17 protein-coding genes and 1 tRNA gene are annotated in these 23,439 nt (G+C 65.4%); 12 read left to right on the top strand and 6 right to left on the bottom strand.

Annotated features, from left to right (window positions below):
- Positions 1-12: 12 nt before the first annotated feature.
- Genes P2G67_RS11575 through P2G67_RS11555 form a run of 5 tightly spaced genes read left to right on the top strand, consistent with a single transcriptional unit; the run spans position 13 to position 5,806 of the window.
- Positions 13-1,062, top strand: a complete 1,050-nt coding sequence (locus tag P2G67_RS11575) for a cyclase family protein (protein WP_275823225.1) — start codon at positions 13-15, stop codon at positions 1,060-1,062.
- 31 nt (positions 1,063-1,093) lie between these two features.
- Positions 1,094-2,182: an SDR family oxidoreductase gene (locus P2G67_RS11570; protein ID WP_275823223.1), complete on the top strand. Its 1,089-nt coding sequence runs from the start codon at positions 1,094-1,096 to the stop codon at positions 2,180-2,182.
- A gap of 11 nt (positions 2,183-2,193) precedes the next feature.
- Complete coding sequence (locus P2G67_RS11565; RefSeq protein ID WP_275823221.1) at positions 2,194-3,339, top strand: thiolase family protein; 1,146 nt, start codon at positions 2,194-2,196, stop codon at positions 3,337-3,339.
- A 4-nt stretch (positions 3,340-3,343) separates the two neighbouring features.
- The gene (locus tag P2G67_RS11560; protein ID WP_275823219.1) at positions 3,344-3,718 is read left to right on the top strand and encodes a Zn-ribbon domain-containing OB-fold protein; all 375 of its coding nucleotides are present in this window, start codon (positions 3,344-3,346) and stop codon (positions 3,716-3,718) included.
- Entirely contained in the window at positions 3,719-5,806 is a 2,088-nt protein-coding gene (locus P2G67_RS11555) for an acetate--CoA ligase family protein (protein ID WP_275823217.1), read from the top strand.
- A 22-nt stretch (positions 5,807-5,828) separates the two neighbouring features.
- Here P2G67_RS11555 and P2G67_RS11550 read toward each other — a convergent pair whose 3' ends face one another.
- Complete coding sequence (locus P2G67_RS11550) at positions 5,829-6,842, bottom strand: aspartate-semialdehyde dehydrogenase (RefSeq protein WP_275823215.1); 1,014 nt, start codon at positions 6,840-6,842, stop codon at positions 5,829-5,831.
- Positions 6,843-7,154: 312 nt separating this feature from the next.
- Here P2G67_RS11550 and P2G67_RS11545 point away from each other — a divergent pair, with 312 nt between their 5' ends.
- Positions 7,155-8,096 carry a L,D-transpeptidase family protein gene (locus tag P2G67_RS11545; RefSeq protein WP_275823213.1) on the top strand — a complete coding sequence of 314 codons (942 nt, stop codon included), beginning with the start codon at positions 7,155-7,157 and terminating at the stop codon, positions 8,094-8,096.
- A 101-nt stretch (positions 8,097-8,197) separates the two neighbouring features.
- On the opposite strand, the gene P2G67_RS11540 is transcribed toward P2G67_RS11545, so the two are convergent.
- From P2G67_RS11540 to P2G67_RS11520, 5 genes are all read right to left on the bottom strand, one after another.
- Entirely contained in the window at positions 8,198-8,452 is a 255-nt protein-coding gene (locus P2G67_RS11540) for a hypothetical protein (RefSeq protein WP_275823211.1), read from the bottom strand.
- 388 nt (positions 8,453-8,840) lie between these two features.
- A complete protein-coding gene (locus P2G67_RS11535) occupies positions 8,841-9,881 on the bottom strand; it encodes an aspartate-semialdehyde dehydrogenase (protein WP_275823209.1) in 1,041 nt (346 codons plus the stop codon).
- Positions 9,882-10,032: 151 nt separating this feature from the next.
- Entirely contained in the window at positions 10,033-10,419 is a 387-nt protein-coding gene (locus P2G67_RS11530; protein ID WP_275823207.1) for a dihydroneopterin aldolase, read from the bottom strand.
- A gap of 10 nt (positions 10,420-10,429) precedes the next feature.
- Positions 10,430-11,170 (bottom strand): SDR family oxidoreductase, encoded by a 741-nt coding sequence (locus P2G67_RS11525; RefSeq protein ID WP_275823205.1) that lies wholly within the window; start codon positions 11,168-11,170, stop codon positions 10,430-10,432.
- On the bottom strand, positions 11,167-12,048 hold the full coding sequence (locus tag P2G67_RS11520; protein WP_275823203.1) for a glycosyltransferase family 2 protein: 882 nt from the start codon (positions 12,046-12,048) through the stop codon (positions 11,167-11,169). Before P2G67_RS11520 ends, P2G67_RS11525 begins: the two co-directional genes overlap by 4 nt.
- Positions 12,049-12,449: 401 nt before the next feature.
- On the opposite strand from P2G67_RS11520, the gene P2G67_RS11515 reads away from it, so the two are divergent.
- From P2G67_RS11515 to P2G67_RS11490, 6 genes are all read left to right on the top strand, one after another.
- Positions 12,450-12,524 (top strand) — tRNA-Thr (locus P2G67_RS11515).
- A gap of 169 nt (positions 12,525-12,693) precedes the next feature.
- Entirely contained in the window at positions 12,694-12,945 is a 252-nt protein-coding gene (locus tag P2G67_RS11510) for a helix-turn-helix domain-containing protein (protein WP_275823201.1), read from the top strand.
- A complete protein-coding gene (locus P2G67_RS11505) occupies positions 12,945-14,252 on the top strand; it encodes a type II toxin-antitoxin system HipA family toxin (RefSeq protein WP_275823199.1) in 1,308 nt (435 codons plus the stop codon). Before P2G67_RS11510 ends, P2G67_RS11505 begins: the two co-directional genes overlap by 1 nt.
- A 166-nt stretch (positions 14,253-14,418) precedes the next feature.
- Positions 14,419-16,644 carry an AAA family ATPase gene (locus P2G67_RS11500; protein ID WP_275823197.1) on the top strand — a complete coding sequence of 742 codons (2,226 nt, stop codon included), beginning with the start codon at positions 14,419-14,421 and terminating at the stop codon, positions 16,642-16,644.
- Positions 16,641-17,801: a 5-methylcytosine-specific restriction endonuclease system specificity protein McrC gene (mcrC, locus tag P2G67_RS11495; protein WP_275823195.1), complete on the top strand. Its 1,161-nt coding sequence runs from the start codon at positions 16,641-16,643 to the stop codon at positions 17,799-17,801. Before P2G67_RS11500 ends, mcrC begins: the two co-directional genes overlap by 4 nt.
- Before the next feature lie 163 nt (positions 17,802-17,964).
- Positions 17,965-23,439: an alpha-2-macroglobulin family protein gene (locus P2G67_RS11490; RefSeq protein WP_275823193.1), complete on the top strand. Its 5,475-nt coding sequence runs from the start codon at positions 17,965-17,967 to the stop codon at positions 23,437-23,439.

Below are 23,439 nucleotides of genomic sequence, written 5' to 3'. Positions count from 1 at the left end.
AGGAAGCAAACCATGACCCAGCGTTGGAAAAATCGCCCGGAGGGTTCGAACTGGGGTGACTTCGGCCCGGACGACGAACTGGGCCGCCTCAACCTGCTCACGCCCGAGCGGGTGAAGCGCGCGGTCGGTGAGGTCCGGGAGGGGCGGACCTTCTGCCTGTCGCTGCCGCTTGATTATCCCGGTGGCAACCTCCTCAACCCGCGCCGCCATCCGCCGCGGCGTTTCGCGACGGTGCGCGAGGGCAAGCCGAACTACAACTACCCCCTGACCTGGGAAGAGGCACCCTTCACCGACGTCATCAGTGACGATGCGGTGCTGCTCCACACCCAGTATTCCAGCCAGTGGGACGCGCTCAGCCACGTCGGCGCACTCTTCGACGCTGACGGCGATGGCGAGGCAGAGGTCGTCTACTACAACGGCTGGCGCGGCGGTGAGGACGTGATCGGCCCGGCCAACGCCCATGAGCATGCCGAATCGGGCGCCTGTTCGCCCTTCGAAGGCGTTGAAGCCAAGCGTTTGGGCATCGACAAGATGGCCGCCAAGGTGGTGCAGGGCCGCGGCGTTTTGGTCGATCTGCGCCACCACCTCGGCGATGAGCGCACCCGGGTTGGCTACGACACACTCATGCGCGTCATGGAGGCCGACGGCGTGAGCGTGGAGGAGGGCGATCTGCTCTGCCTGCACACCGGCTTCGCCGACGTCATCCTGGGCATGCAGCGCAAGCCTGACCTGGAGCGGCTGAACCGCTCATGTGCGGCTCTGGACGGGCGGGACAAGCGACTGCAGCAGTGGATCGCCGACAGCGGCATCGCTTGCCTCATCGCCGATAACTATGCGGTGGAGGACTACCCCTCCGCGCCGGGCGAGGGGCGGCACGCCGCCTTGCCGCTGCATGAGCTCTGCCTCTTCAAGCTGGGCATCCACCTGGGCGAGCTCTGGTACCTGAGCGAGCTTGCCGCCTGGCTGCGCGATAATCAGCGCAACCGCTTCTTCTTGACCGCACCGCCGCTGCGCCTGCCCGGCGCGGTGGGCTCGCCGGCCCAGCCGGTCGCCACGGTGTGATTACCAACAGTTCGAAGAGGGGAACGAGAGGATGAGCCGCAAAACCGTTCTGGTGGCCGGTGCGCTGGGCCTGCTCGGCCGCGCCGCCGTCGAGCACTTCGAGAGCCTGGGCGAGTGGGACGTCATCGGCGTGTCGCGCCGCGCGCCCAACTTCCCCACCAAGGCGCGCTTTCTCTCCGTCGACCTGACCGACCGGGCCGCCTGCGAGGCGGCCTTCGGGTCGCTGTCGGACGTGACCCATGTGGTCTATGCCGCGCTCTACGAGAAGCCGGACCTGATCGCCGGCTGGCGCGACCAGGAGCAGATGGCGGTCAACCTCGCCATGCTGCAAAACCTGCTGGAGCCGCTGGAAGCCGCTGCGCCGAAGCTGCAGCACATCTCTCTGCTGCAGGGGGCCAAGGCCTATGGCGTGCACATCGAGCCGGCGCCGGTGCCCACCAAGGAACGCTGGCCGCGCCATGCGCATGAGAACTTCTATTGGCTGCAGGAGGACTGGATCCGGGAACGCCAGCGGGGCAAAGGCTGGAGCTTCACCATCTTCCGGCCGCAGGCGGTGTTGGGATTCGCGCACGGCAGCCCAATGAACGCAGTGGCGGCCATCGGCGTCTACGCCGCCCTGCGCCGCAAGCAGGGCTTGGCGCTGGCCTTCCCCGGCGGCACGGGTGAGCGCGTCAACGAGGCCACGGACTCCCGCCTCGTCGCCCGGGCCATGGCCTGGGCCGCCGAAGCGCCGGTGGCGGCCAATGAGACCTACAATGTCCACAACGGCGATGCCCTGGTCTGGCAGCACCTCTTCCCGCGCGTGGCGGAGGTCTTCAACATGGAGTACGCGCCCGAGCCCGAGGCCCAGCGCTTGGAAACCGAAATGCCCAAGCAGGAAGGCCTTTGGGCGGAAATCGCGGCCGAACATGGGCTTGTGGAGCCTTCGCTGCAGCGTCTGGTCGGCAGCTCCTGGGCCTTCACCGACCGCACCTTCGGCCACGGCCACACCCACCCGAAGCCTCAGTCGCTCAGCACCATCAAGATCCGCAGCCACGGCTTCCACGATTGCCTGGACACCGAAGACGCCCTGGCCTGGTGGCTGCAACGCATGCAGCGCGAACGGCTGCTACCGGGGTGAGAAGGGGAGGCATGAAGCAGGCCTGGATCGCCGGGGTCGGCGATACGCCTTTTGGCCGTCTCGAGGGGCGGGACAGTCTCGATCTCATGTCGCAGGCGGCGGCCGCGGCGCTTGCCGATGGCGGTTTCGAGCGCGGTGAGATAGACGGCTTGTTGACCGGCTACTCCACCGCCATGCCGCATCTCATGCTGGCGACACTGTTTGCCGAACACTTTGGGCTTTCGCCGCGCTACTGCCACGCTATCCAACTCGGCGGGGCGACGGGCTGTGCCCTGGTGATGCTGGCCAAACTGCTGGTGGAAAGCGGGCAGTGCCGCAACGTGCTGGTGGTGGCGGGGGAGAACCGGCTGACCAACCCCGGCGGCCGTGACAGCGCCATTCAGACCCTGGCCCAGGTCGGTCATGCAGAGTTCGAGGTGCCCTTCGGCGCGACGATACCGGGCTACTACGGCCTCCTGGCGTCTGCCTACATGGGTGCCTACGACATCAGCGAGGAAGACCTGGCGGAGATGGCGGTGCTGATGCGCCGCAATGCCGGCCGGCATCCCGGCGCGCAGCTGCGCGATCCCATCACGGTGGCCGATGTCATGGCCTCGCGGCCCATCGCCTCGCCGCTGAAGCTGATGGACTGCTGCCCCATCTCAGATGGTGGCGTTGCGGTCCTGGTCACGGCGGACGAAGGCCGTGCCAAAGGCGTGCGCCTCGCCGGCGCCGGTCAGGCCCACACACACCAGCACATCAGCGCTGCCCCGAGCCTAGACGCCTTCGGCGGGGCGACCGCGGCACAGCAGGCCTTCGAGCAGACTGGTCTCTCGGTCTCCGAGGTACAGGTGGCCGGCGTCTATGACTCCTTCACCATCACGGTGACCATCCTCTTGGAGGAGATCGGCTTCGCCGCGCGCGGGCAGGCTGCGGCGTTGGCGCGGCAGGGGCATTTCGAGCCCGACGGCCCCCTCCCGCTCAACACCCACGGCGGGCTGCTCTCCTTCGGGCACTCTGGTGTGGCTGGCGGGATGGCGCATCTGGTCGAGGTGGTGCGGCAGATGAGCGGCGGTGCCGGGGAGCGGCAGATCGACCGGCCGCTGGATGTCGGTTTCGTCCATGGTGACGGCGGCGTGCTTTCCTCGCACGTCAGCCTGGTTCTGACCCGGGAGTGAGACCATGCAAGAGTTGATCGAGCGCCACCGCCAGGACGCCGCCGAGGGCAAGCTGGCCTATGAATCCTGCCGCGCCTGCGACCATCACCAGGCCTTCGTGCGCGGCTTTTGCAGCCGCTGCGGCAGTGAGGACTTGGAGTGGAAGACGGCTGCGGGTGGCGGTCGCGTTGCCGCGCACAGCGTGCTGCACCGTGCGCCCACGCCTGACTATCGCGAGAAGGTGCCTTACGCCATCGCCCTCGTCGATCTCGACGAGGGCATGCGGGTGATGGGCCACGCTGGCCTTGACCTCAAGCCGGGCGAACGGGTGAGTCTGTCCTTCGCGCCCCATGGAGAGCGTAGCCTGCTTCGTTTCGATCGTTCCAGCCGGGAAGAATAAATGAGCCTTGAAGCCTTACTGGCGCCGCGCAGCGTCGCCATCATCGGTGCCTCCGACAATGCCGACAAGATTGGCGGGCGGCCGATCCGCTACCTGCAGGAATTCGGGTTCACCGGCCGCATCCTGCCGGTGAACCCCGGCCGCGAGACCGTACAGGGGCTGCCGGCCTATCCCTCCATCGCCGACCTGCCGGAAGTGCCCGATGCGGCCATCATCGCGGTTGCCGGCCAGACGGCCGTGGAGGCCATCGAGGCCTGCGCGGCGAAGGGTGTGAAGGCCGCCGTCATCATGGCCAGCGGCTTCGGCGAGACCGGACCGGAGGGCAAGGCCGAGGAGGCGCGCCTGCGCAAACTCGCCAATGCGGCAGGCATGCGCCTCGTCGGTCCGAACAGTCAGGGCCTGGCCAACTTCGGCACGGGCGCCATCCTCTCCTTCTCCACCATGTTCATCGAGGCCCAGCCCCAGGATGGGCCGGTGGCCTGCATCAGCCAGAGCGGCGCCATGAGCGTCGTGCCCTATGGCCTGTTGCGCGAGCGCGGCATCGGCGTGCGCCACGTCCATGCTACCGGCAATGACTGCGACGTGACGGTGTCCGAGCTTGCCGCCGCAGTGATCCAGGACCCGGACGTCAAGCTGCTGCTGCTCTATCTTGAGACGCTGACCGATCCGGAGCATCTGGCCCGGGCGGCCGCCATCGGGCGGGAGCGGGGTGTGCCGATCATCGCGCTCAAGTCCGGCCGCTCCCAGGACGGGCAACGCGCCGCTGCCTCGCACACCGGGGCCATCGCCACGGCGGACCGGGTGGTGGATGCCTTCCTGGAGAAACACGGCATTTGGCGGGCCGACGGCGTGCTCGACCTGGTCCAGGCGGCGGAACTTTACCTGCAGGGCTGGAAGCCGGCGGGCCGCAATCTGGCGGTGATCAGCAACAGCGGCGCCACCTGCGTGCTGGCGGCTGACGCAGCTGACCGCGCCGGCCTGCCGCTGGCCCAGTTGGCGGAGCAGACCGAGGCGGACTTGCGGTCCATCCTGCCCTCCTTTGCCTCGGCCCGGAACCCCATAGACATCACCGCGGCCCTGCTGACCGACAGCGGCTTGTTCAGCCGGGTGCTGCCGGTGGTTGGTGCCGACCCGGCCGTGGACATGTTCTTGATCGGCATTCCGGTGAGCGGGCGCGGCTATGACTACCCGCGCTTTGCCTCTGATACGGCCGACTTCCTGAAGCAGAGCGGCAAGCCCGTGGTGCTGGCCGCGCCCCAGCCCAAGGTGCGCGCCGCCTTCACCGAACTTGGCGTGCCGGCCTTTGAGACCGAGGACGAGGCGGTGGCCGCGCTTGCCCAGTTCGCAGCACACCACGAACTGTTGGCGGCCAGCCGCGGCGGCGCGCTGAGCCGTCCGGCGCTGGCGACGGCAGAAAAGGCGGTGGAGGAGACCGCATTCCTCGACGAGCACCGCTCGCTTTCGATGCTGGAGGCTGAGGGGCTGACAGGTGTCGAGCGGCGTTTGTGCCAGACGGCGGACGAGGCTGTGGCCTTTCTGAACGCGGCGGATTCACCGCTGGTGCTCAAGGCCTGCTCGGCGGCGCTGCCGCACAAGAGCGAGTATGGGCTGGTGCGCCTGCGCCTTTCCGACGCGGCCGCGGTCGAGACCGCCTTCTCCGAGATTAAGGCCGGCGTCGAAGACCTGGGCCATGCCTTCGAGGGTGTGCTGGCCGCACGGATGACCTCTGGCGAGCGGGAACTGGTCGTGGGCGGGCGCATCGACCCGGTGTTCGGACCGGTGGTGATGCTCGGCGACGGCGGCATCCTGGTCGAGGCCATGCCGGACACCGCCCTGCTGCTGCCACCCTTCGACGAGGCTGACGTGCGACGGGCCCTGGCTGGCCTGCGGATCGCGCCGCTCTTCGAGGGCGTGCGTGGCAAGCCGCCGCTGGATGCCGCGGCTGTCGCCCGGGCGGCCCAAGCCGTGGGAGCCGTGCTTGCGGCAGGCGAAGGGCGGGTGCGCTCGATCGATGTCAACCCGCTGCTGGTCTCGGCCGAGGGTGCGGTTGCTCTCGATGCCCTGGTGGAGGTGGCGCAGGGAGAGTGAGGCTCTCCCCGCGTCAGCGCGATTACAGGTAGGCGCTCACCAGCGTTTCGGCGATCTGCACCGTGTTGAGGGCGGCGCCCTTGCGCAGATTGTCCGCGACCACCCAAAACGCGAGCCCGTTCTCCACCGTGGGGTCGGTGCGCAGGCGGCTGATAAAGACCGCATCCTCGCCGGCGCATTCCGCCGGGGTGACGTAGCCCTCGTCCACACGATGGTCGACCACCGTCACCCCCGGCGCCTTGCGAAGGACGGAGCGGGCCTCGTCTTCGTCCAGCGGCGTGCCGAACTCCACGTGGACCGCCTCGGCGTGGCCGATGAAAACCGGCACCCGCACGCAGGTGGCGTGGAGCCGTATCTGGGGGTCCAGAATCTTCTTGGTCTCCGCCATCATCTTCCACTCCTCGCGGGTGGCACCATCCTCCATGAAGCTGTCGATGTGGGGGATGACGTTGAAGGCGATCTGCTTGGTGAAGTGCTCGCGCTTCATCTGGTCATTGACGAAGATGCCGCGGGTCTGGGTGAAGAGTTCGTCCATGGCCTCGCGGCCGGCACCTGAGGTCGACTGATAGGTCGAGACAATGACCCGTTCGATGGGAGCCAAGTCGTGCAGCGGCTTGAGCGCCATCACAAGCTGGATCGTCGAGCAGTTCGGGTTGGCGATGATGTGTTTGCGGGCATAGCCGGGCAGGGCGTCGGGATTGACCTCGGGCACCACCAGCGGCACGTCCGGGTCCATGCGGTAGTGGGAGCTGTTGTCGATCACGACCGTTCCCGCCCGCGCTGCCCGCGGAGCGAACTCCTCAGAGACCTTGGCGCCGGAGGAGAAGAGCGCGATGTCGACGCCGGAAAAATCGAAGTGGCTGAGGTCTTGGACCTTCAGCACATCGTCCTCGCCAAAGGAAACTTCGGCCCCGGCCGAACGCTCCGAAGCGACCGCGTAGACCTCGTCGGCCGGAAACTCCCGCTCCGCCAGCGTCGTCAGCATCTCGCGCCCGACATTTCCGGTGGCTCCGACCACCGCCACCTTGTAGCCCATTGCTCTGATCCAATCCTGTGGCTGCTGTTGCGCAACGGGGCGCCGCCGATCGAGGCAGCACTGAGCCTATCACCGTGGTCGCCGCGCCCCATTGAGGACCGGCAATCTAGGTGCTGTCGGGGCTTTTGCAAGGTATGGCGAGAGACGGGGTGGGCGTGGCGGAAGCGTGACAATCTGCTGGCGCGCTATTGCTTTGGCGCGGCCTCGCCTTGTCCTCGCCAGGATTCGGGGGTATCTGCGACTCTTGAAAGAGGCAATTTGAAAGAGGCAATGCGCCTTTGCCTTTCTGTCACAATTGGAGAGATGCGAGGCATGCCGTCAAGACTAACACTCGACCGTCGCCGGCTTCTCGCCCTGGTGTCAGCCGGAGTGGGCAGCGGGCTTCTCGCCGGTTCCCTTCCCTTGCGGAGCGCCACTGCCGAAGAGCGTGCGCGCAAGGTGGTGGGGCGGATGCAGAGCTACCGCGCGCGCGCCGAGGACACGCTGGTGGATATCGCGCGGCGCAATCACCTTGGCTTCGTCGAGGTGAAGGCCGCGAACCCCGGCGTCGATGTCTGGCTGCCGGGCGAGGGCACGGAGATCCTGCTGCCGACCCAGCGACTGCTGCCCGACGCGCCGCAGCGCGGCGTGGTGATCAATCTCTGTGAGATGTGTCTCTACTACTATCCCTCGGATGGCGGTGAAGCGATGACCTTCGCCATCGGCATCGGGCGCGAAGGGCGCGGCACGCCCATGGGCTCCACCAGCATCGTGCGCAAAGCGGAACACCCCACCTGGTATCCGCCGGAATCGATCCGGGCGGAAAAGCCGGAGCTGCCAAGCGTGTTCCCGCCGGGACCGGACAACCCCCTGGGCACCCGCGCGCTCTATCTCGGCTGGCCTGCCTATCTGATCCACGGCACCGCCCTGCCGGAGGGTGTCGGCCGGCGCGTGAGTGCGGGCTGCATCCGCATGTACAACGAAGAGGTCGAGCGGCTCTATCCGCTCTGCGGTGTCGGCACTCCTGTGACCGTGGTCGACCAAGAGGTCAAGATTGCTTGGCTGGACGACGGGGAACTCTACCTGGAAGTCAGCCCCTCGCAGGAACAGGCGGACCGCATCGAGATCTCCGGTTATTTCGAGCCGGAGATGCCGGCAGACCTCATCGACCGCGTCTTGGAAACCGCAGGTGCGCAGTCCGGGCGCCTGAACTGGGCTGCGATCGAGCGTGCAGGCCAGGAGCGGCGCGGCTACCCCATCCGCATCACGACTTGAGGCAAAACGCAAAGACCCGGTACGGCGTGGGCCATACCGGGTCTCGACACAGAGCCGCCTAGCGGAGCACCAAAGCGCCCGCTAGGCGGCCTTTGAGTCTGTTACTTGCGCATGGATTGCCCGTAGGAGCGCTCGGCCCGGGCGGCTGCGCTTTCGGCGCGCTGTGCCGAGGCTTCGGCGGAACGGGCGGCTTGCTCCGCGCTGCGCGAAGCGGCTTCGGCGCGCTCAGCAGAGGAGCGTACCTGCTCCAGCATAGCGCGGTCTTCGTCATTGAGGGAGGACTGGCACGCTGCGAGGCCCAGCGCGGACGCAGTCACCAGACCGAGGATACCCATACGACGTGCAACATTCTTCATGACGACCCCCTTTTAGGGTTGGTTGATCTGTTGTTCGCCGGCGATTTGGCGGTACGACGTTTGGCGCGAGCGCTCTCCATACCCCAAACGAAGTGCCGACGATCACCACAATCTGCGGCTTCTTCTGGCAGAATTGCAAGGGGCGTCTTGCAATCGCCTCAAGAATATCACTGCACCCAACGCTCGCCTGATCCTGCTGCTCCCCCCTCTCAGCCCTTCAGCGCGGAGGGGCAAAGTGCGGGTGGAGGCCGCTGCGCGACGGCCGCCGAAGGTGGTCACGCCATCCGCTGGCGCACGCTTGGCGTAGCGTTGGTGTGGGGGCTCCACGATACCGGATGCAACGGCACCGAAGGCCCTCCAGCAAGACCGGGTAGCTGTTGGATAGGCCTCAGCGAGAGAGTACCAGCGTCCCCTCTGCGGCCAATGCCTCGGCGACCTGGACGGCGTTCAGGGCCGCGCCCTTGCGCAGCTGATCGCCCACCAGAAAGAAGTCGAGGCCCTGTGCCCCGAAGACGAGGCTCTGGCGCACGCGGCCGATCTCCACGGGGTCCTTGCCGCTGGCGGTCAACGGCATGGGGTAGCGCAGGCTCTCGGGTTCATCCACCAGCACCAGCCCGGGTGTGCCGGCAAAGAGGCGACGCCCTTCCTCGGGGGTGCAGGGGCGTTCCAATTCGACTGTCACGGCCTCGCCATGGGCGCGCAGGGTCGGCACCCGCACGGCGGTGCAGCTCAGCGGCAGGTCGGGCAGGCCCAGGATCTTGCGGCTTTCCCAGACCACCTTCATCTCTTCGCGGGTGTAGCCATTGTCCTGGAAGGCATCGATCTGGGGGATGATGTTGAAGGCCAGCGGGTGCGCGAAGGCTTCGGCCGGCACCGACTCACCGGCGAGATCTCGGGCTACGCCGACGCGCAGTTCCTCCATGCCGGCAGCGCCGGCGCCGCTGGCGGCCTGATAGGTTGAGACGATCACCCGCTTCAGGCCGCAGGCGGCGTGCAGTGCAGCCAACGCCGGCACCAAGATGGCCGTGGTGCAGTTTGGATTGGCGATCAGGCGTGCCTCGCCGATGGCCTTCGCATTCACCTCGGGTACCACCAGGGGCACGGCCGGGTCGTAACGGAAGGCCGAAGAGTTGTCGATCACCAGCGCGCCGGCCTCGACCAGTGCTGGGGCCTCCACCGTGGCGAAATCGCCGGAGACTGCCATGAAGACCAGCGTGCCCGGGCGGATCGCGTCCCTGCTGTAAGGCTCGACTGCGATCTCCCGCCCCCCGACCGTCAGGGTCCGCCGTCCGCCGCCGGCGGAGGCAAAACAGGTGAGGGACCCAAGATCGGGTGCGCGCTCCGCCAGAACGGCGATCAATTCGCGCCCGACAGCACCTGTGGCGCCAAGGATGGCAACATTGATTCCGGCAAGCGGGGAAGCGGACATGGTGTAAACTTTCCTTCGGTCTGCACTCTGGCTGCGGCCACCCTCTCGGACGCCGCGCTATCTCTTTGATCTATGCCCTTGTGTCCGGTGTCAGGCCGGCGCTTGCAAGGGCGAAGGGCGGATGCCTGTTATGCCGAACGGGTGATCTGGTCTATCGCCGACGATAGAACTCGACACCCGCAGCGGCGGCATTCCAGTAGATGTCCGGCTTGCGCAAGGCCACGCGGCAGGCCTCGATGCGCGGGTCGCTGAGACAGGCGTCCGCCAGCTCCTGGGCCAGCGTTTCCAGCAGGTCGGTGTGCGGGCGCTCCTGCCAGTCCTGCAACAGGCGATAGAGACGGTCGTAATCGATCACGCTGTCGAGCGTTTCGCCCTCGTGGCGCTCCTGGCGCAGGAAGCACTCCACCGTGGCCAAGACCTTCATGCGCTTTTCGGGATGGCGCTCCCACTCGGTGGCGCCGATCTTCAGGTTCAGTGCGACCTGCTCCAGGAAGACGCGGGTGTAGCCGGCGCTGCCGTCAAACCAGGGGGCGGTCATGGGGGGCTCCTTAACTGTCGAGCGGCTGGCTGAGGAAACGCTCGCCGCCATCCACATAGAGGATCTGGCCGGTCACCGGATCGGCGGCCAGGAGATAACGCAGCGCACGCTGGATATCCGCAACCTGCGCGCCGTAGCCCAGCGGCGCGGCGGCCTGGGCGGCGGCGAACTCGGCCTCGCTCTGGCCATTGCTGGGCAACGTGAGGCCCGGGGCAATGGCATTAACGCGCACCTGTGGCGCCAATTCCACGGCCAGCATGCGGGTCAGGGTCGCCAGCGCACACTTGCTGAGCGTGTAGGACAGGAAGTCCCCGGCGCGCGGCGCGGCAATGCGGGTGTCCAGCAGGTTGACGATGCTGCCGCTCTGCCCTGAAGGCAACTGCTTCACGAAGCCCTGGCACAGCAGAGTGGGCGCGCGCAGGTTGATCGCGAAGTTCCGCTCCCAGGTCTCCGACGCGAAATCTTGCAGGCGATCCTCCTCGTAGATCGAAGCGTTGTTGACCAGAACGTCCAGCGATCCCAGCAGCCCGGCGGCGCGCGCCGGCAGCTCTGCCGCCGCTGTGGGATCCGAGAGATCGGCCTGGAGCGTCACGGCCTCGCCGCCTGAGGCGCGGATGCGCTCGGCAAGGCTTTCGCAGTCCTCCCGCGATTGGTTGTGGTGCAGGCAGAGGCTGTGGCCATCGGCGGCCAGTGCTTCAGCCATGGCCAGGCCCAACCGCTGGCCGGCACCGGTGATCAGCACGCGGCTCACGAGCGCCCCTCCTCGAACAGCCAGGCGGCCCGCCCGTTCTCGGTCCGGTCCAGGAAGTCCTCCAGGCTGGTACAGCGCCCCTCGACCAGCCAGCGGGCGAAGACGGCGTTGCTCTGGCGGTTGCGGGTGAACTCGGCTTGCGCGGCGGCGCGGATGTCATCCGCAAGCGGGAAGGCGGGATCCGCCAGCAGGTCGAAAATGGCGCCATAGCCGGCATCCGCCAGGCCTGCGGTGCCGGCGTCGTGGGTCATGGAGCCGGGCGTCTTGTAGTAGTGGTAGAGCGGCTCCGGGTGGCAGAGCAGGGCGCCGCCGGCCCGCCGCGTCCGGTCGAGCAGCCCGAGGCTTAAGAGCACATCGGAGCAGAAGGGCACAGCCGGCCAGCCGGCCCCGGCCAGTTCGCGCCGGAAGAGGGGAAAGAAGGGCGAGCGTGGCGACAGAATATCCTCTGCCGTCATCGCGAAGGGCGCGCGGGCGTCGGGAAAGGGGCGCTTGTAGGCATGGCCGCTCTCGTCGTGCGTCAGGGTGTTGCAGACCGCGGCTCCCGCCTCCTCCGCCAGCGGCATCAGTTCGGCCAAGCGCTGCGGCGCCCAGGCATCGTCGGCATCCAGCGTGGCGATGAACGGCGTGTCCCCCACGGCCTGCAGCGCCGCATTGCGCGCGCCGTGATCGCCGCTGCCGGTGTGGCCGGTGGAGACCTGCCGCAGGCGCGCATCGCCGAGGCCTTGCTCGGCCAGCAGGGCCAGATAGTCCCGGCCGTCGTCGCTGGCGATGACCGCCGTCCAGTCCTCACGGCTTTGCGCCAGCAGACTGGAGACCGCGCGCGGCAGGGTGGCCGCGGCGTGATAGGCCGGCAGGAGGATGGTGACGCAGGCGTTCACGCGACTCCCTTTCCCCGATCCCCGAATGGGCTGGAGACCTTATAGCTTGCGCAAGAGGAGGGGGCCAGAACAGCCGGGCTCGGAACGACCGGGCCGGGAACCAGTGAGGTGCGGGCCCCGTGACGACGCAAGATCGTCCGCACCTTTGCCCGCCAGCCCGGAAGAGCCAGCGGTCGCCGCCACGGGATCACTGTCCTTACGCCCAAACATCGAGCAAGAGCCAGAGGCATGGCCGTGACCACTTTGTGGCGAAGCGCCGGCGCCACCTCCCGTACTCACTTCCAGCCCCCGCGGGGCGGCAGCCATAGTCACGAAAATTTGCACATGATCACGCTTGCCATGCCGGGGGCTCGGTGGCATGTTCCGCCCGCTTGCCCAGGGCGCCCATGCGCCCCCTTCGTGCCGCCGTAGCTCAGGGGTAGAGCACACCCTTGGTAAGGGTGGGGTCGCGTGTTCAATTCACGCCGGCGGCACCATTTGCTCCCTTGGAAGTTGTTGTGCAGAGAATGGTTCTGTTGCGCGTAACAGTGAGTTCGACTATGAGCCAATTCCGATAAGTTAGATTTATCGGTCTTAACGCATAATTCCAGTTTATGCGTCGATTCCGATATTGATATTTTATCGGAATGGACCCATAATCATGGCATGACAGAGCACGCCCGCACCCCGAAGCAAATTGGCAATCTGGTCCGCCGCGCCCGCAAGCGACGTGGCTGGAGCCAGACGCAGCTCGGCAACAAGGCCGGTCTGCGCCAGGAAACAATTTCTCTGATAGAAAACGGCAATCCGGCGACGCGGCTGGAGACCATCCTCGGCCTCCTGGCAACGCTCGATCTGGAGTTCCGGGTCACAGCCAGGTCCAAAGGACACCCCTCCGAGTTCGAGGAACTGTTCTGATGGCCCGCCGCCGCAAGCACACTCCGCTCCGCGTGTATCTGAACAACCGCCTTGTGGGTCACCTAAACAAGGAGTCCAGCGGCGCGATCCACTTTCACTATGATGAAAGCTGGCTTGAATGGGAGCAGGGCTTCCCCGTCTCCCTCTCATTGCCGCTTCGCGAAGATGCCTATCGCGGCGAAGCGGTCGCGGCCGTCTTCGAGAACCTGCTGCCGGACACGGAATCGCTGCGCCGCCGTGTCGCCGAAAAAGTTGGCGCCGGCGGCACTGACGCCTACAGCCTGCTTGCCGCGATCGGGCGTGACTGCGTCGGTGCGCTCCAGTTCGTTGCCGACGGGATCGACACCACCGACAGCACCGTGATCAAAGGCGAGCCGGTGGACGACGCGGCGATCGAGAAGCTCCTGCGCAATCTCATGCAGGCTCCGCTCGGCCTGGACAGCGACGACCATTTCCGGATTTCAGTTGCCGGCGCACAGGAAAAAACCGCCCTCCTCCGCTATGGCGATGCATGGCTCAAGCCGCGCGGCACGACACCGACAACGCATCTGTTCAAAACACAGATCGGGCAACTGCCAAACGGGATCGACCTCTCCAACAGCGTCGAGAACGAGTATTACTGCCTCAAGCTCCTCGCCGCCTTCGGCTTGCCTGTCAACGCGGCGGAGATTCAGACATTCGGTGAGACGACGGTACTGGTCATCGAACGCTTCGACCGCCACTGGACACGAAACGGCCGCCTGCTCAGAATGCCACAGGAAGATTGCTGCCAGGCTCTGTCGGTCCCGCCCTCACGCAAATACCAGAATGATCAGGGGCCGGGTCTGGTTGATATCCTCGACTTGCTCAAGGGCAGCGACACGCCGGCAGAAGACCAGAAGCTGGTGCTGAAGGCCCAAATCCTGTTCTGGCTGATCGGTGCCACCGACGGTCACGCCAAGAATTTCAGCATCTTCCTGCGGCCTGGCGGCAGCTTCTCGCTCACCCCTTTCTACGATGTGCTGACCGCGCAACCGAGCCTCAATGCCCACCAGATAGAGCGCAAGCAAATGAAACTGGCGATGTCGGTCGGCAACAATAATCACTACCGCATCGATCAGATCCATGGCCGGCACTTCGTCCAGACGGCCGAGCGCGCCGGACTGCCGAAAGCGCTCGTGCGTGAAGCGGTCAATGAAGTCCGCACGCAGGCTGATAACGCAATCGCGCAGATCGAAAGCGGCCTCCCTGCCAACTTCCCGGCCTATATCCACGATTCTGTCAGCGCCGGCCTGCGCGCGCGGCTGCCCGGTCTTGAACTGCCGTAGGCCGCAGCCGAGTAGCGGGCGCCGCAACGCGCACGCGGTCGAAGGAAGCCAAGGCCGCGTTAGATTGTGAGCGCCGGGGCGCGCGCTTCGGGGGAGCCGTCTGAAGCGCCAAGCGATCCGTCGAAATTTCTACACGGACAGCGCTTCGTTCGTTAAAGTTCCCGCTATGAGCGACACTCTTAATCTGCAGACAACATACAGAACCATCATCAACGCCGCGCGGGAGCGCCGATTCATCAGTTACGGTGATCTCGCAAAAGCCAATGGCGCGCAGTGGCATCATGTCCGCTACAAGATGAACACGCATCTCGGTGATCTTGTTAAGATTGCGGCCGGGCGCAACTGGCCATTGCCGAGCGCAATAGTGGTCAACAAAACCAATCTCAAGACCGGCACGCTTGATGGCACCGCTCGTGAAGGCTTCATCGCGGCAGCCAAGGAGTTCGGCTATGAGGTCAATGATCCAGCAGCCTTTGTCGAACATCAGCAGGAGGCCTTGTTCGAATGGGCGCCGAACGCGCCTGACAACCTTGGATTGATTGAAGCGCATGAAGCAACGGAGGTTGCTTCAGGGGGGCCGAAGTTCGTTCAGTTTTTCGGTCCGGTGTTGGATGCCTTGCGATGGTTCGGTGGATCGGCAGAGCCCCGGCAGGTGATTGGGAAGGTGGTCGATTTTGCCGAGGTCACTTCTGAGGAGCTGAAAGAGACCAACAGGAACGGCCAGTCGAAGTATGAGAATCAGGTTGCATGGGCGCGCTTCTATCTTGCGAAGGCCGGCCTGATCGACCGTAAGAAGCGCGGGCTATGGTCACTCAGCCCCGAAGGGCGGGAAACCTTTCTCGACCATGAGAGTGCGGTTGCGCTCTTCAAGAGCATCCATGCCCGGTATCGCGATACGACTGCAGATGATGAAGAGGCCGCGCCGCCATCGCTGGGTGAGGCAAAAGGCACGTTGTTTGATGACCCAAACCGGAGCTTTTGGTTCGTCGGGGCGCTCTGGGGTGGAACGGATGATCAGACCGAACGCTTCATGAATGAAGGCGTCTGGCAGAACGGAAATGACGATAAGTTCGCTGCTCAGGTCGCCCGGATGAAACCTGGCGATCGCATCGCGATCAAAGCCACTTTCGTCCGGAAGTACGGACTGCCATTCGAGAATCAGGACAAGCCCGTTTCCTGCATGCGGATCAAAGCAGTCGGTACAATCACCGAAGCGACGAAAGACGGCAAAACCGTGAAAGTGGATTGGAGGCTGCTCGAGAAGCCGAAGGAGTGGTACTTTTACACATACCGCGTCACCGTCGTTGAGGCCGACGCCTCTGACGAGTTGGCAAGGCGACTGATCCAATTCACCTTCAGCGATCACAAGCAGGACTATGAGTTCTGGCTGCGCCAACCGTACTGGGCGAAACGTTACGGAGCCCGCCCGCTCACACTGACCGAAATCGAGCTGGAAGAAGAAGAGGCCGATGCCGATACCGAGGAGGCTGAGACCAAGCCTTACGGTGTCAAAGATATCCTGAGCGATGGCTGCTTTCTGGACGAGGATGAACTGACCGCCGCGCTTTCACGCTTATCGGGGAAGTTGAACCTTATCCTTCAAGGGGCACCCGGCACCGGCAAGACCTGGCTAGCCAAACGCTTGGGCTACGCCCTCATTGGAACCAATGATCGCGCAGTGATCCGGAAACGAATGCGTTCGATCCAATTTCATCCGTCACTGTCCTATGAGGACTTTGTGCGGGGCTGGCGTCCTGATGGTGATGGAAAGCTATCGTTGGTTGATGGCGTGTTTCTTGAAGCCGTCGAAGCGGCACGTGCCGAACCGGATCGCCCGTACGTTTTGATCATCGAGGAAATCAATCGCGGCAATCCCTCCCAGATATTCGGGGAGATGCTCACGCTTCTTGAAAAGGACAAGCGCAGCGAAGTGGAAGCCCTCCAGCTTGCCTACTCTCATGAGGGCGAGCGAGTTTTCATCCCGCGTAATCTGTTCGTCATCGGCACCATGAACATTGCTGATCGCTCCCTCGCTCTCGTTGATTTAGCGCTTCGTCGACGCTTTGCCTTCGTCACGCTGGAACCGGCATTGAATAACCGTTGGCAGCAATGGTGCATGGACCAAGCCGGTATCGACGAAGTTGACCTGAAACAGATCAGGCGCCTCATGAGCGAGCTCAATGACGAGATCGCGGCAGACCGATCGCTTGGGGTGCAGTTCCGAATCGGCCACAGCTACGTCACGCCCGCACCTGGCGACAGCGTGCCTGACGGTAGGGCGTGGTTTCGCTCGATCGTCGAAACGGAGATTGCGCCACTGCTTGAAGAGTACTGGTTCGATAATCTGGATAAGGCCGCGTCGTCGAAGGCGCGGCTTCTACAAGGTCTGTGAGCGCTGCATCGGACTTCGCTGGCTGGCAAGCGGATGAGGTAGAGCTTGCCTACGACAAGATACCGATACGGAATGTCTGGTTGCTTTTCCTGTACGCCAACGATCTTGCCCGTTTTCAAGGGCGGTTCGATGCTGAGATCGAAGACTCACCGGACCTCAAGTCTTTGATTGCCCGGTTGCTCTGTCATGCCGTCGAAACCCGTCTTCAGCGCAACCTTAGCTTTGGCTACCGTAGACGCGCCGATACATTGAAGCGCGTAAGGGGGCGCATCGAGATACTGGAGACTGAATCCCGCGCTCTCTTTCGACGGGGCGAAGTCGCTTGCCGGTTTGATGAATTTACGATCGATACGCCTAGAAATAGACTGGTGCGCGCAGCTCTTACGGCGCTGTCCGGGCGGGTATCCAATCCAAGTTTGTCGCATAGAACCCGAACCCTTTCCGGAGCTCTGGCGCGTGCGGGTGTCAGCGGCCAATCGCCGTCACGCGCCGAATTTGCTACAGACCAGATCGCTCGCCACGAAGGCGAGGACAAGCTCATGGTGTCATTGGCCCGCGCTGTCTTCGAGCTCGTCTTGCCCACCGAGCAAGAAGGGGTGCGTTCACTGTTCAAGGCATCGCGCGGCGATACGGCGTTTCGGAAACTGTTCGAGCGGGCCATTGGCCGCTTCTTTGCAGAGGAGTTGTCGCGGAAAGAGGGCTGGCGCGTCTATCCCGGAAAGCAGATTTCCTGGCCGGTGGGCGCTGCATCTCCCGGCATCCGCGCGCATCTGCCCATGATGGTGACTGACATCATTCTGGAGAACGAGCGGGAGGATCGCCGGATCATCATCGACACAAAATTCACGAGCATCTTGACCGATGCGCACTACGGAATGGGGCAGCGATTCAAGACTGGCCACATTTACCAACTCTATGCCTATCTTCGCAGTCAGGAAAAGGAAGACGATCCACGATCTTTGAATTCAGAAGGTATTTTGCTTTATCCAGCGCTTGGCGTTGATGTGGATGAAGCAGCCGAACTTCAGGGGCATAGACTTCGTTTCGCCACTGTAAATCTCGCCCAACCAACGGCCAGTGTTATAGAGACATTGCGACAGCTTCCTGTGCTGAGTCGTTTGGACATGTCGCACATATCGGCAACTGGGCAAGCGTAGGCCAGTCCGGTCGAGTAGGAAATTGCTGATTTTTGGGGCGTAACTCTCGCAGCAAGTCCATCCGACCTGGCTCGGCATTCGAAGAACGCTCACAGCACGTCATAGACCTCGCCGCATCCTGGAGTCAGACTGGGGCCGGTTTCCGTAAAACGGGAGGCGGGTCATGGTCTGGCGTTTGGCAAGTGTGGTGGCAGGTCTCTTCGTGCTGCTCTCCCTCTCTCCCGCCGAGGCCGAGAGCGAGCGGCGCATCGTCACCATCGAGGGCGGCGACTACTTCGGCTTCGATCTCGAGACGGTGCGGGATGTCACACTCGACGATTGCTCGCAGATTTGCCTGGCGGAGTCCGAGTGCCGCGCCTTCACCTACAACCTCAACGCCGGCTGGTGCTTCCTGAAGAGCGACTATGGCGAACTGCGCAGCTTTGACGGCGCGGTGGCCGGCCGCGTGGTGGAAGCGCCGGCGCCGCGCGAGGTATTGGCGCGTCCGGACCTCTCCTTCCTGCCCGAGTGGGTAATCGACGACGCTGAGCGCTATCAGGGCGAGGTGCGCTCCGCTCGGGAAAAGGGCAGAGATCCGCTCACCTTGGCGGCCGAGGGCGACAGCGCGCTGCAGGCGGGCGATGCGAACAGGGCCAGCGACTTCTTCCGCCGCGCCTTGACCCTGGACCCGGAGGAGGGCGCCGTCTGGACCAAGCTTGCGCGCGCCCTGCTCGCCGCCGAACCGACGCAACAGGTGGATGCCTATGAGCTGCAGATGGGGGCGACGGGGGCTGCGCTCGGCGCTGTGGTTCAGGCACCCACCCGGAGTGCGCGGGCCGAGGCCTATGCGCTGCTCGCCGAGGCGCTGGTCGAGCGGGGGCTGTTCCGCCCGGCGCTGGAATCCTACAAGGCGGGCCTCGCGCTGCAGGAAGATGCTGAGATGCGCGCCGCCTTCGAGCGGCTGCGGGCCGAACACGGCTTTCGCGTGGTCGATCACACCGTGGACGCCGACGCTGCGAGCCCGCGCATCTGCGTCCAGTTCTCCGAGAACCTGATGCGCGGCCGGGTCGACTTCACGCCCTATGTGACCCTGGATGGCGCCCCGCCCGCCGCGGTGACGCCGCAAGGCCAGCAGCTCTGCGTGGAAGGCGTCGAGCATGGCGGGCGCTACCGTCTCGCCCTGCGGCCCGGCTTGCCATCTGCCGTCAATGAGCCCCTGGAGCGGCAGGTCAATCTCGACATCTACGTGCGCGACCGCGCGCCGAGCGTGCGCTTCTCCGGGCGCGCCTACGTGCTGCCACGCGTCGGCACCAAGGGCATTCCCGTCATCTCCGTCAATACGGAGGAGGTTGAGCTCGAGCTCTATCGTATCGGGGCGCGCGGCCTCTCAGGTGCCTTCGGCGACAACAGCTTCCTGAGCCAGCTCGGCGACTATCAAGCCAATCGGATTGCCGAGGAGACTGGCGAGAAGCTGTGGGAAGGCACGCTGGACGTCCGCGCCGAACTTAACGAGGAGGTGACCAGCGCCATCCCGATCGATGAGGCACTGCCTGAGCGGGAGCCCGGCGTCTACGTGCTGCGTGCCCGCGCGCAAGAGGCGCACACGGAGAGCTGGCGGCCGCAGGCGACCCAGTGGTTCGTTGTCTCGGACATCGGCCTCTCCACGCTCATGGGCGGCGACGGGCTGCATGTCTTCACCCGTTCCCTGTCGACCGCTGGGCCCAAGGCCGATGTGACGGTCACGCTCGTTGCGCGCAACAACGAGATCCTCGGCGAGGCGACCGCCGATGCCGACGGCCATGTTCACTTTGCGGCCGGTCTCATCAGGGGCGCCGGCGGCCTTGCACCCGGCCATCTCGAAGCGCGGGCGGAGGGGGCTGACTTTGCGCTGCTCGACCTGTCGCGCTCCGGTTTCGACCTCACCGACCGTGGCGTTGAGGGGCGCGCCGCACCCGGACCCGTTGACATCTTCCTTTACGTCGAGCGCGGCGTCTACCGGCCGGGCGAGACGGCCCACCTGACGGCGCTTGTGCGCGACGACGCTGCGCGGGCGATCGAGGACCTGCCACTCACCTTCGTCATGACCCGGCCGGATGGGCTGGAGGATCGCCGGCTCCTCTCGACTGAAGCCGCGCCCGGAGCCCATGTGCTGGACTTGCCCTTGGTCGACAGCGCCATGCGCGGCCCGTGGCGCGTCGCGGTGCATGCCGATCCCGAAGAGGCGCCGATCGCGCAGACCGAGTTCCTGGTGGAGGACTTCGTGCCCGATCGCACCGAGTTCGACCTCACGGTCTCCGCGGAAGAGCTGCCACGCGAGGGATCAGTGGAGGTTTCGCTCGACGGGCGCTTTCTCTACGGCGCACCGGCCGCCGATATCGCACTCGAGGGCGAACTGCGCATTGCCGCGACCGACCGGCGGCCAGAGTTGCCGGGCTATCGCTTCGGCTTGGCGGACGAGGAGACACTTGCGCTTCGCGAGCCGCTGCTTGATCTGCCGCCTACGGACGAAGCCGGACGGGCAAGTTTTGACGTGGCGGTGCGTGACTTGCCGGCCACGACGCGGCCGCTGGAGGCGACGCTTGTCGTCGCCCTGCGCGAAGCGGGGGGCCGCGCCGTCGAGGAGACGATGACGCTGCCCATCGCGCCGGCCGGCGAGATGATCGGCATACGCCCGGCCTTTCCCGGCGACGCGGTGGATGAGGGCGGCACCGCCGCCTTCGACCTCATGGCCCTCGATGCCGCGGGCCAACCCAGCGCGCTCTCCGGCGTGCGCTGGGAGCTGTTCCGCATCGAACGGAACTTCCAATGGTATCGGGCCGATGGCCGCTGGTCCTACGAGCCGGTCGAGTACACCAGCCGGGTGGCGGATGGCACGGTGGACCTGACTGCCGCCGATCCGACACGGATCACCGCTCCCGTGAGTTGGGGGCGCTACCGGCTCGAAGTCTCCTCGCCCGGCGATACCGGTGCCGCCTCCAGCATCGACTTCACCGCGGGCTGGTATGTGGAAACGGCCGACGCCGACAGCCCTGACCTGCTCGACGTCTCCCTCGACCGCGCCGCATACGAAATCGGCGAGACGGTCCGTGTGACCCTGTCCTCGCGCTTTGCCGGTACGGCACTGGTCAACGTCGTCGGCGAAGGCTTGCTCGAAAGCCGAGAGGTGGAGGTCAGCGACGGCGACACGACCATCGAGCTGGAGGTGACTGAGGACTGGTCGCCGGGTGCCTATGTGAGCGCAACGGTCTTCCGCTCCTCCGACGCTGAGGCGCAGCGCATGCCCGCCAGGGCCGTGGGCCTTGCCTGGCTGGCGGTCGATTCCGCGGATCGCACGCTCGCCGTCTCCTTCGAGCTGCCGGATATCGCCGCGCCGCGGGAAAGCCTGGCCGTGCCGCTGCAGGTCGACAACCTGCCGCCAGGGGAGACCGCCTGGCTCACTGTGGCGGCGGTCGATGTCGGCATATTGAACCTGACCGGCTTCGAACCACCGGAACCCGAGGCCTGGTATTTCGGGCAGCGCGCGCTCTCCATGGAGATGCGCGATCTCTACGGCAGCCTCATCGAGGGGATGCTGGGGGAGACGGGTCGATTGCGCTTTGGCGGCGGCGCGCCCTCGGGCGGGTTGATCGGCAGTCCGCCAACCCAGGAGCCCGTATCGCTCTTCACGGGGCCGGTTCAGGCTGACACCGATGGCGCCGCAAGCGTCGATCTCGATATTCCCGAGTTTAACGGGACACTGCGGCTCATGGCGGTGGCCTGGTCCCAAAACGCCGTGGGGCAGGGAACCGCGGATCTGACAGTGCGCGATCCGGTCGTCATCACGGCAGCCCTGCCACGCGTCCTGTCACCCGGGGATCGCTCGCGCCTGCGCCTCGACCTTCACAACATGGAGGGGCCGGAGGGCCGCTACAGCCTCGCTGTGGATGCCAGCGATCACATCGCAGCTGGAGAGGCCACCCCGGCGCAACTCGAACTCGGCGCCGATGCCCGCGCCGCCGTAGAGGTCCCACTGACCGGCGTCGAGGTTGGCCAGGGGCACCTGACGGTTCGCCTTACCCATGAAGATGGTCTGGAGATCTCGCAGCAGCTCAACATCACCGTGCGCCCGGCTCAGCCGCCCGTGACGGAGCGGCGGGTCGTGACGCTGGAGCCTGGAGAGAGCCTCACCTTGGATGGCGAACTGTTCGCCGGGACGGTGCCGGATACATCCAGCGTGAGCTTGTCGGTGACCAGTGCCGGGCGGCTCGACCTGCCGGGCCTCCTCGGTGCCCTCGAGCGCTTTCCCTATGGCTGCTCGGAGCAGATGGCGAGCCGCGCGATGCCGCTGCTCTATCTGCCAGAAGTTGCGCGCGAGGCGGGGGTGGTGACCGAAGGCGGAGTTGAGGAGCGGATCGTCGATGCCATTCGCACGGTCACCGCCAACCAATCTTCCGGTGGCAGCTTCGGCCTCTGGGGACCGGGCTCCGGGGATCTTTGGCTGGACGCCTATATCACCGACTTCCTCACCCGGGCACGCGCGGCCGGACAGGAGGTGCCGCGCCTGCCGATCCGGCTCGCCCTCAACAACCTCGCCAACCAGCTCGGCTATGCCGGCGACGCCGCCGACGAGGGCGAGGCCATCGCCTATGGGCTCTACATGCTGGCCCGCAACCAGCGCGCCGCCATATCGGATCTGCGCTACTACGCCGATACGGCGCTGGATCAGTTCCCCACGCCGCTCGCCAAGGCGCAGCTCGGAGCGGCGCTTGCGCTCTATGGTGAAGGGCGCCGTGCTGACGACGCCTTCGCCGCGGCACTGGCCGATCTGCAGGCCGAGGCACCGCAGGACGGAGACCGGCGCGACTATGGCTCGCGCCTGCGCGATGCGGCAGCGACCTTGGCACTGGCTGCGGAGGCGGGTTCCGAAGCTGCTCCCCTGTCGGCGCTGCTCGAGATCGTCGAGAGGGAGCGTGAGCTAAGGCGCAGCACCAGCACGCAGGAGAAGGCCTGGATGTTGCTCGCAGCCAATGCGCTGTTAGCTGAAGGTTCGGACGTCTCTCTCGAGATCGACGGAGAGTCGGTTACGGGGCCGGTTACCCGGCGCTTCGAGGGCGAACGCCTCGCAGCGTCGCCGGTCACGCTCACCAACCGCGCCGAACGCCCCGTCGAGGCCCTGGTGGGGATTACGAGCGTGCCCGACGCGCCGCGGCCTGCGAATGCGACAGGCTTCACCATCGAGCGCGACTACTACAGTCTCGAGGGTGAAGCCGTGGAGCCCTCCGCCATCGCCCAGAACGAGCGGATGGTGGTGGTGCTGCGGGTGTCGGAGGATCGCGCCTGGACCTCCAACCTGCTTGTGGTGGACATGCTGCCGGCAGGCTTCGAGATCGACAGCCCGCGCCTGGTGGACAGCGCCGATATCGCCGGCCTGCCGTGGCTGGGTGACGAGACGACCGCCGCCCACACCGAGTTCCGCGATGATCGCTTCGTGGCCGCCTATGAGCGCAATGCGCGCAGCCCGCGCTCCTTCACACTGGCCTACTTGGTGCGCACGGTGTCGCCCGGAACCTTTGCCCATCCGCCGGCAATGGTCGAGGACATGTACCGGCCATACCTCTCAGCGCTTACTCAGAGCGGACGCGTCGAAGTGAGGGCTCTCGAGGCATCGGGATCCAGGTGA

Source organism: Aquibaculum arenosum (assembly GCF_029222965.1).
In the GTDB taxonomy this organism is placed as follows: Bacteria; Pseudomonadota; Alphaproteobacteria; order Kiloniellales; family DSM-21159; genus Aquibaculum; species Aquibaculum arenosum.
This window is presented reverse-complemented; position numbering and strand designations above follow the sequence as displayed.